At 55.6% G+C, this 8,674-nt stretch carries 7 protein-coding genes; 3 read left to right on the forward strand and 4 right to left on the reverse strand.

Going from position 1 to position 8,674, the window contains the following annotated elements:
- Nucleotides 1-2,684 (reverse strand): aconitate hydratase AcnA (acnA, locus tag ACTH5D_RS16425; protein ID WP_441673111.1); only part of this gene is annotated, 2,684 nt, incomplete at its 3' end.
- 260 nt (nucleotides 2,685-2,944) lie between these two features.
- Between acnA and trxB the strand changes: the two genes are divergently transcribed.
- Entirely contained in the window at nucleotides 2,945-3,898 is a 954-nt protein-coding gene (gene trxB / locus ACTH5D_RS16430; RefSeq protein WP_441673113.1) for a thioredoxin-disulfide reductase, read from the forward strand.
- 23 nt (nucleotides 3,899-3,921) lie between these two features.
- Here trxB and ACTH5D_RS16435 read toward each other — a convergent pair whose 3' ends face one another.
- Entirely contained in the window at nucleotides 3,922-4,458 is a 537-nt protein-coding gene (locus ACTH5D_RS16435; RefSeq protein WP_441673115.1) for a GspH/FimT family pseudopilin, read from the reverse strand.
- A gap of 134 nt (nucleotides 4,459-4,592) precedes the next feature.
- Here ACTH5D_RS16435 and thiO point away from each other — a divergent pair, with 134 nt between their 5' ends.
- The gene (thiO, locus tag ACTH5D_RS16440; RefSeq protein WP_441673117.1) at nucleotides 4,593-5,690 is read left to right on the forward strand and encodes a glycine oxidase ThiO; all 1,098 of its coding nucleotides are present in this window, start codon (nucleotides 4,593-4,595) and stop codon (nucleotides 5,688-5,690) included.
- Here thiO and ACTH5D_RS16445 read toward each other — a convergent pair.
- Nucleotides 5,687-5,959 carry a PP0621 family protein gene (locus tag ACTH5D_RS16445; RefSeq protein ID WP_441673119.1) on the reverse strand — a complete coding sequence of 91 codons (273 nt, stop codon included), beginning with the start codon at nucleotides 5,957-5,959 and terminating at the stop codon, nucleotides 5,687-5,689. The two genes, thiO and ACTH5D_RS16445, sit on opposite strands and share 4 nt — an antisense overlap.
- 135 nt (nucleotides 5,960-6,094) lie before the next feature.
- On the opposite strand from ACTH5D_RS16445, the gene ACTH5D_RS16450 reads away from it, so the two are divergent.
- Nucleotides 6,095-7,729 carry an NAD+ synthase gene (locus ACTH5D_RS16450; protein ID WP_441673123.1) on the forward strand — a complete coding sequence of 545 codons (1,635 nt, stop codon included), beginning with the start codon at nucleotides 6,095-6,097 and terminating at the stop codon, nucleotides 7,727-7,729.
- 130 nt (nucleotides 7,730-7,859) lie between these two features.
- On the opposite strand, the gene ACTH5D_RS16455 is transcribed toward ACTH5D_RS16450, so the two are convergent.
- A partial coding sequence (locus tag ACTH5D_RS16455) for an outer membrane protein assembly factor BamD (RefSeq protein ID WP_441673121.1) occupies nucleotides 7,860-8,674 on the reverse strand: 815 nt, incomplete at its 5' end.

An 8,674-nucleotide genomic window follows, 5' to 3' on the forward strand; every position in this document is an offset into this window, starting at 1 on the left:
TGGCGGTAGTAAGCCAGCTCGTTTACCGTATCAATTCGGCACTTGGCATCAACGGTGCGTTCCCCATCGGCAGTTTTGATGACTACCTTCACCGTGCCGCCCGGCGTGAGATCGCTTAAACCCGCAATCGAAATCTCTTCGTCGCCGGTCAATTTTAGCGTTTGGCGGCTTTCACCTTCCGCAAACTGCAGCGGTACAACGCCCATGCCGATTAGGTTGGAGCGGTGAATACGCTCGAAGGATTCGGCAATCACGGCGCGCACGCCCAGCAGGCGCGTACCCTTGGCAGCCCAGTCTCGCGAGGAGCCGGTGCCGTACTCTTTACCGGCAATAACGACTAGCGGTTTACCTTCCTCTTTGTACTTCATGGCCGCATCGTAAATAGCCATCTGTTCGCCACTGGGCACATGGCGAGTCTCACCACCGACGACGCCATCAAGCATCTCGTTTTTGATACGCACGTTAGCGAAAGTACCGCGCATCATGACTTCATGGTTGCCACGGCGTGAACCGTAAGAGTTGAAGTCGACAGGCTTGACGCCGTTTTCTTGCAAGTAGCGGCCTGCAGGACTGTCGGGTTTAATGGCACCGGCAGGGGAAATGTGGTCGGTGGTCACCGAGTCACCCAGCATCGCTAGCACGCGGGCGCCGTGTACGTCTTCGATGGCATCCGGCTCACGGCCCATGCCTTCAAAGAACGGCGGGTGCTGAATGTAGGTGGATTCAGGCCACTGATAGACCTTGCTTTTCGAAACGCTGATCGCTTTCCAGACATCATCGCCCTCAAACACCGCACCGTATTCTTTACGGAACATATCGGTGTTGACCTTCTCGACGGCAGTGGCAATCTCAGCCTGAGTCGGCCAAATGTCTTTGAGATAGACGGGCTCACCATTGCTATCTTGGCCTAGCGGTTCCTTGGTAAGGTCGCGCTGCACGTTACCGGCCAATGCATAGGCAACAACAAGGGGGGGCGATGCAAGCCAGTTGGTTTTTACCAGCGGATGAACGCGGCCTTCGAAGTTACGGTTGCCGGAAAGCACCGACGCGACAGCAAGGTCACCGGTGTTAATCGCCTGCTCAATCTCATCGGCAAGAGGGCCTGAGTTGCCGATACAGGTCGTGCATCCGTAGCCAACCAGGTTAAAGCCTAGGGCGTCCAAGTCCTCATTTAAGCCCGCGGCTGCTAGGTAGTCGGTGACTACTTTAGAACCCGGTGCCAGTGAGGTCTTCACCCATGGCTGGGTGGTTAATCCTTTTTCGCGAGCCTTGCGTGCCAGCAACCCCGCCGCCATCATAACGCTGGGGTTTGAAGTGTTCGTGCACGACGTAATGGCTGCAATGACCACCGCGCCAGGGTCAAGGCTGAAGTCGCGATCATTCAGCTTAACGGCTTGGCTGGAGTCATCTTTGAAGCTGCGCTCTACGCCCACGGCGGTTTGGCCACCTTCAGAAGAGAACTTGCCCTTCTCTGTAGCGCTTGCCTTCGTATCTTCCTGCATGAACTTACCAAAGGCCGACGCCATATCTTGTAGCGCCACGCGATCCTGAGGGCGTTTGGGGCCGGCAAGGCTAGCGACTACCTCTGTCATATCTAACTGCAGGGCATCGGTGAATATCGGCTCATCGTTGGGCTCGCGCCATAGGCCCTGGGCTTTGCTGTAAGCTTCGACAAGCGCAACTTGCTCATCTTCGCGTCCGGTTAGGCGCAAATAGTTCAGCGTTTCATCATCGACCGGGAAGAACCCGCAGGTAGCGCCGTATTCAGGCGCCATATTGGCGATAGTGGCACGATCAGCCAGCGGGAGGTCTTTCAAACCGTCGCCGTAGAACTCAACAAACTTACCCACTACGCCTTTTTTGCGCAGCATTTCAGTGACTGTCAGCACCAAGTCGGTGGCGGTAATGCCTTCGCGCATCTTGCCAGTCAACTTAAAGCCAATCACTTCGGGAATCAGCATCGACACCGGCTGGCCGAGCATGGCTGCTTCGGCTTCAATGCCGCCCACGCCCCAGCCAAGCACGCCCAGGCCGTTAATCATCGTGGTGTGTGAGTCAGTGCCCACCAGCGTGTCAGGGTAAGCAAAGGACTTGCCGTCCTCTTCTTTGGTCCATACGGTTTTGCCCAAGTACTCCAGGTTCACCTGGTGGCAAATGCCGGTGCCGGGTGGCACAACGCGGAAGTTGTCAAAGGCCTGCTGGCCCCAGCGCAAAAACTCATAGCGCTCGCGGTTGCGCTGCATTTCAATATCGACGTTTTCTTGAAATGCGCCAGCGTTGCCGAAATTATCGACCATCACTGAGTGATCAATGACCAGATCGACAGGGGTCAGCGGATTGATCTTCGCAGGGTCTTCGTTAAGGCTTTCTACGGCGGCGCGCATGGAAGCTAAATCCACTACGCCGGGTACGCCGGTAAAGTCCTGCATTAATACGCGCGCGGGGCGATAACCTATTTCGCGGCTAGATTTGCCCTCTTTTTGCCAGTCTACTAGCGCTTGTAGGTCGTCTACTTCGACGCTCTCGTCGTCGGCGAAGCGTAGCTGGTTTTCGAGTAGAATCTTGAGCGTTTTGGGCAGCCGGTCAATATTGCCGAGCGACCCGGCCGCCTGGGGGAGGCTGTAGTAGTGATACGTGGTGTTGCCAACCTCTAAGGTACTTAGCGTATCAGGTATCTTGCTCATGCCATTCTCCTCTTGTTGCTGAGCGTTTAGCTCAACGTGACGGTCACGGTCTTTCTTTATAGTATGGCTTACCATAGTAATAATACATGGGTGTTTGCACAGTTGCTTTCAAGGTTTATTCGCCTAATAGCCTAGGGTAAACCTTGCAATAGCTTGTACTTGACGCCATTTCAGGCAGACTCTCTGCCAAATTGTTTGGATAGCTATTGTTTACACGGCTATCGATAAAGCTATCAGTTAAGTCTCTAGAAGGTGGTGTCATGGAAACTCGTCATGAGCGTTTGATTATTCTTGGGTCCGGCCCGGCTGGCTATACGGCCGCCGTTTACGCCGCGCGTGCAAACTTGAAGCCGTTATTGATCACCGGTATTCAAGCCGGCGGGCAGCTAACGACGACGACCGACGTGGATAATTGGCCGGGCGACGCTCAGGGTGTTCAGGGCCCAGAATTGATGGAACGCATGCAGCAGCATGCTGAACGCTTCAATACGGAAGTACTGTTCGACCATATCAATGAGGTCAGTTTAGGCGAAAAACCATTTACGTTGAAAGGCGATAGCGGCCTTTATACCTGTGATGCGCTGATTGTGGCGACCGGTGCCAGCGCGCGTTATCTGGGGCTGCCCACTGAGCAGCAGTTTATGGGCCAGGGCGTTTCTGCCTGCGCTACCTGCGATGGTTTTTTCTACCGTAACCAAGAAGTCATTGTAGTGGGTGGCGGTAACACTGCCGTGGAAGAGGCGCTGTACCTTTCCAATATCGCTTCCAAGGTGACGCTGGTGCATCGCCGCGACACTCTGCGTGCGGAAAAAATCTTGCAAGACAAGCTGTTCGAGAAAGCAGAGGCGGGCAAAATCGCGCTTGAGTGGTTCCAGGAGGTCGAGGAAGTACTGGGCGATAACTCGGGCGTCACCGGTATTCGCGTTAAATCCACCAAAGATGGTTCAAGCAAAGAAATTAATGCGCCTGGTTTGTTCATTGCGATTGGTCATAGCCCTAATACCGGCATCTTTGCGGGCCAGTTAACGATGAATGGCGGCTATATCAAAGTGAATTCTGGGTTAGAAGGTAATGCGACCGCCACCAATATACCCGGCGTATTTGCCTGCGGCGACGTCATGGATCACATTTACCGCCAAGCCATTACCTCTGCGGGCAGTGGCTGCATGGCTGCACTGGATGCCGAGCGTTACCTAGACGGTATTGCCGGGTAATCTTTCCCTGCATGATGAGGCGTCTAACAATCGATAGGCGCTTCATCAATCCTCAGCCGCCCTAATTGGCTGAGCACTAGCTTTTGACCCTGAGCGCCTTCGGCGCGGTGGCCAGCGCAAACGGTAAAGCTGCCGTTGAAGCCGCTGGTAAAGCCCATAGGGTCGTAGCGTATGCGCGACCAGCCGCGGCTGTAAGCTACCTGTGTGTTCTGCTGAATAGGAACAATACGCAGGATGTCTTGGGCTTGAATGCCATCGGTGTCACTCCCACGCACAATTATTAGCTCACCGGCCCAGTCGTTATTACAGGCGCTGCGGTCGCCAGCGGTGGGGCAGACCGTGATATGGCTGCGTTGGCTAATCGCGGTATTGCGCGCTAAAGACAACGTGCTCTGTAGCCGATTAACCTCGCTTGCTTGTGCGGATCGTTCGCCCAGTGCTTGAAAGCGCGGCACTCCCCAGACGCTAATAATACCCACCAGCAGTAGTGTGACGAGAAGCTCAAGCAGCGTAAATCCACCTTCAAATGAGGTGTGCATGTTGATCTGGTCTTTGCTCATCGCCGACTCCCCACTTGACCCTGTTAACGCCCGCGCTATGCTCACTGTCCGTTGCCAGCCGCGAGTCTCTTAAGCTCATAGGTCACACTAGGCGTCGCTGAGCACTTTTTATGTAAGCCAAAACGGACATTTTTGTGAGCGATTTCTTAATTATTGGTGGCGGTGTCATCGGTATGATGACGGCGTTGCAATTAGCCGATGCTGGCCAGCAAGTAACGCTGGTTGAACGCGGCGAGTGCGGGAAAGAAGCTTCATGGGCCGGCGGAGGCATTGTGTCGCCGCTTTATCCATGGCGCTACGCCACGGCGGTATCGCAGCTATCACGCTGGTCTGAAGGCGTTTATCCCTCTTTAGCGTTGCGATTGTTGGAAGAAACCGGGATTGATCCTGAATATCGCCAAAAAGGGCTGCTGTATCTGAACGTGGACGATGCTGAGGACGCGCTGAACTGGGCGCGCCAGCTGGGCAAGCCCCTCGAAAGGGTGGGAAAAGACGTTGTCCGCGATAAAGAACCAAGCGTTGCGATGGCAGCCGACAGCGCGCTGTGGATGCCGACGCTGGGCAGCGTGCGCAACCCACGCTTAGCTAAAGCGCTGAAAACTCGTCTAGCGGCGATGCCTAATGTCACGCTGCGCGAGCAGTGCGACGTTAGTGGGTTTAGTGATGGCAATGGAGATGGTGTTGTCTCTTCCCAGGGGCCGCTGAAGGCTGGGCGCATTGTGGTGTGCGGAGGGGCCTGGGCCGCTCAGCTGTTAGCGCAACTAAAGGTGCGGCTGCCGGTAAGGCCAGTGAAAGGGCAGATGATCGCTTATCAGGCACCCAAAGGCTTGGTGCAGCGCGTGGTATTAAAAGATGGCCGTTACATCATTCCGCGCGCAGACGGCCTGCTGCTAGTGGGCTCGACACTGGAAGAGGCGGGCTTCGATAAGACCACCGACGAGGCGGCGCTCGCCTCATTAAAACAGAGCGCAGAGGCGATGGTGCCCGCCTTGGCAAGCTGTCCGGTGGCGAACCAGTGGGCCGGGTTACGCCCGGGCTCCCCTGACGGCGTCCCCTTTATTGGCGCACTGCCTGAGCGGCCTAACGTGTTCGTCAATGCCGGGCATTATCGCAATGGGCTAGTGTTAGCACCGGCCTCGACCCATTTGCTCGTTGACCAGCTGTTAGGCCGCACGCCGCTGGTAGACCCGGCGCCTTATCAGCTTACGCCCGCGCGGCTGGCCGCGATTTAAGGTGCGCCGTCTTTATGTTGCTGCTCTTGCAGAAAACGGTCGCGATGGGCGCTAGAACAGAACCACTGTTCTTGGTCACGTAGCGCTTCTTGTTCGGGAACGTGGACTTCGCACCAGCGGCAGCGCACCATTTCGCCACCTTCATGGCGGTTGATTTTGTTGCTCTGCGTCTGATGGTCGAGTTTGCGTTGACGGTAGAGGCCGTAAAGCTTTAAACCGAGATAGAATAGAACGGCGAAGATAATCAGCCGAATGATCAAGAGGTTCATCCTTTTGTGTCTCCCGAAGCAGGGATAGAAGTGGTGAGTGTGTCGCGCGGCCTTTGCTAGCTGGCGGCCCTTGCGGGACAATGCCGTATGACGGTGCAACCCTATTCTTAAGATTCTCAAGAGATTTTGATGCCCATGCAAGACTTAACGCTGGTAATGGCCCAACTCGATCCTCTGGTCGGGGATATTCCCGGCAACGCCGCGCGAGCAATTGAAGCCGTGCGCGAAGCGCGAATTGAGCATGGGGCGGATATTGTGGTCTTTCCGGAGCTTTTTTTGTCGGGCTATCCGCCGGAAGATTTGCTGCTACGCCCTTCAATGGAAACACGCCTGCGCGAAGCCCGCGCTTTAATGGCGTCGAAAATTGCCCGCGATGTGCTGGTGATTATCGGCTACCCAGGCGTACGCGAAGGGCAGTGTTATAACCTGGCTGGAGTGCTTTACAACGGGCAGTGGGAAGCTGAGTACGCCAAGCATGCGCTGCCTAACTATCAGGTGTTTGACGAGCAGCGCTATTTCACGCCCGGCACACAGCCGCTGGTCTATGAGCACAAGGGCGCCCGATTAGGCATCTTGATCTGTGAAGACCTGTGGGATGGTGCGCCGGTCAAGGCCACGACCCAGGCGGGTGCTGAAGTGCTGATTACGCTGAATGCCTCGCCTTATCACCAGGACAAGCCCGCTGAGCGGTTGCGTTTATTGGAGCAGCACGCCCAAGACGTTAAACGCCCGATTGTGTATGTGAATACCATCGGCGGTCAGGACGAGCTCGTCTTTGACGGCGGTTCTTGCTGCGTTAACGCCAGCGGCGAACTCCAGGTGTTAGCGCCGTATTGGCAGGCTGGCCTGATGCCAATTCAGTTTTTACAAACCAGTGCCACTGTATGGGAGCCTCAACCGGGTGAGATTGACCCTGAAGCAGCGCCTGAAGAGAGTCTTTACTGCGCGCTGGTCACCGGGCTGCGCGATTATGTCAACAAGAGTGGTTTTGACGGAGTCGTGCTGGGGCTTTCTGGTGGCATTGATTCCGCGCTCTCGCTAGCCATTGCGGTCGATGCCCTGGGTCCTCAGCGGGTGCAGGCGGTGATGATGCCTTATCATTATACGGCAGACATCTCCAAGCAGGACGCTGCCGAGCAGGCCAACCTGCTAGGCGTGCACTACGAAGTTCTGCCGATTGAACCTATGGTCGAGGCGTTTATGGGGACGCTGGCCGAGAGCTTTGCCGGTACCGAGCGAGATACGACGGAAGAAAACCTGCAGTCGCGCTGTCGTGGCGTGCTGCTCATGGCACTTTCGAATAAGAAGGGCCTGATGGTGCTGACCACCGGTAACAAGAGCGAAATGGCGGTGGGTTACGCGACGCTTTACGGCGATATGGTGGGTGGCTATAACGCGATTAAAGACGTGTATAAAACCTGGGTGTATCGTTTGGCTCGCTGGCGCAATACCCAGTTGCCGGCGATTCCAGAGCGTGTGATTGAGCGCCCGCCGAGCGCAGAGCTGGCGCCCGATCAGCAGGACAGCGACTCGTTGCCGGACTACGACGTTTTGGACGCGATCTTGGTCAGCTACATCGAAGGCGATATGAGCGCGGAGGCGATCATCGCCGCCGGGTTCGATCATGAAGATGTGTATAAAGTCGTTAAGCTCGTCGATCGCTGTGAGTATAAGCGCCGCCAGGCACCTATTGGCGTTCGCGTCACGCCACGAGGCTTTGGCCGCGACCGCCGCTATCCGATTGTGAATGGATGGCAGCCCGGCGAGTAGGCCGGGCGTTTTCAAGCATCGCTGAGTAAGAAAACCCAAAAACCACGCCTCGGCGTGGTTTTTTGGTTTTTGAAGAACGTTTTTGAGGAACGTATCTCAAAAATGTCATTCACGAAGCCTTTACGGTTCGTTAGTCATTCTTTTTTACGTGCTTGGGCACGAAACGATTGCCCTGCAGCTGCTCGTGATCGGGTGCGTTTTCACGCAGCACCGTGAGCACTTCACTGGCGCGATCATCCATATCCAGCCCTTGATAGCCTTCTACCATTGTGGCTAAAGCGTCGCGAGTGGCGCTGGATTCAGGATAGTTTTCGATTACCCAGCGGCCGCGCTCAACGGCGGCTAAATAAGCCCCGCGGCGTAGATAGTAATCTGCGACGTGCAGCTCGTGCCGTGCCATCAGTTCACGCAGGTAAACAATACGCTGCTGGGCATCGGGCGCGTATTCACTTTGCGGGTGGCGCTGAATCAGCTCACGGAAATCATTATAGGCATCCCGTGAAGCGCCCAGGTCACGCTTTGAGATATCAATTAAACGCAGACGCTCTAAGCTGAAACGGCCCGCTTGCCACGCGGAAAGACCGCGCAGATAGTAGGCGTAATCTACTTGTGGGTGGTCGGGGTGCAGGCGAATAAAACGGCTAGCCGCCGCACGCGCTTCTTCCCAGTTGCTGTTTTCATAGTAGGCATAGATCAACTCAAGCTGTGCCTGCTCGGCATGCGCACCAAACGGATAGCGAGTATCCAGTGCTTCTAAACGTGCTATCGCAATCGGGTAGCGATTACTGTCTAGAGCCGAACGAGCAAGTTCATACAGCTCGCGTTCTTGTACCCCAGCAAATTCATCTGGCTCTTCATCGTTGGTGTCATTACTTGCACAGCCCGCTAGCAGGGCAAGGCTTAGGGCTAGAGCACCAAAGCGGTTGGCAGCTGAAAAAACGCGCA

It is taken from the genome of Halomonas sp., from assembly GCF_052095695.1.
Taxonomy (GTDB): Bacteria; Pseudomonadota; Gammaproteobacteria; order Pseudomonadales; family Halomonadaceae; genus Vreelandella.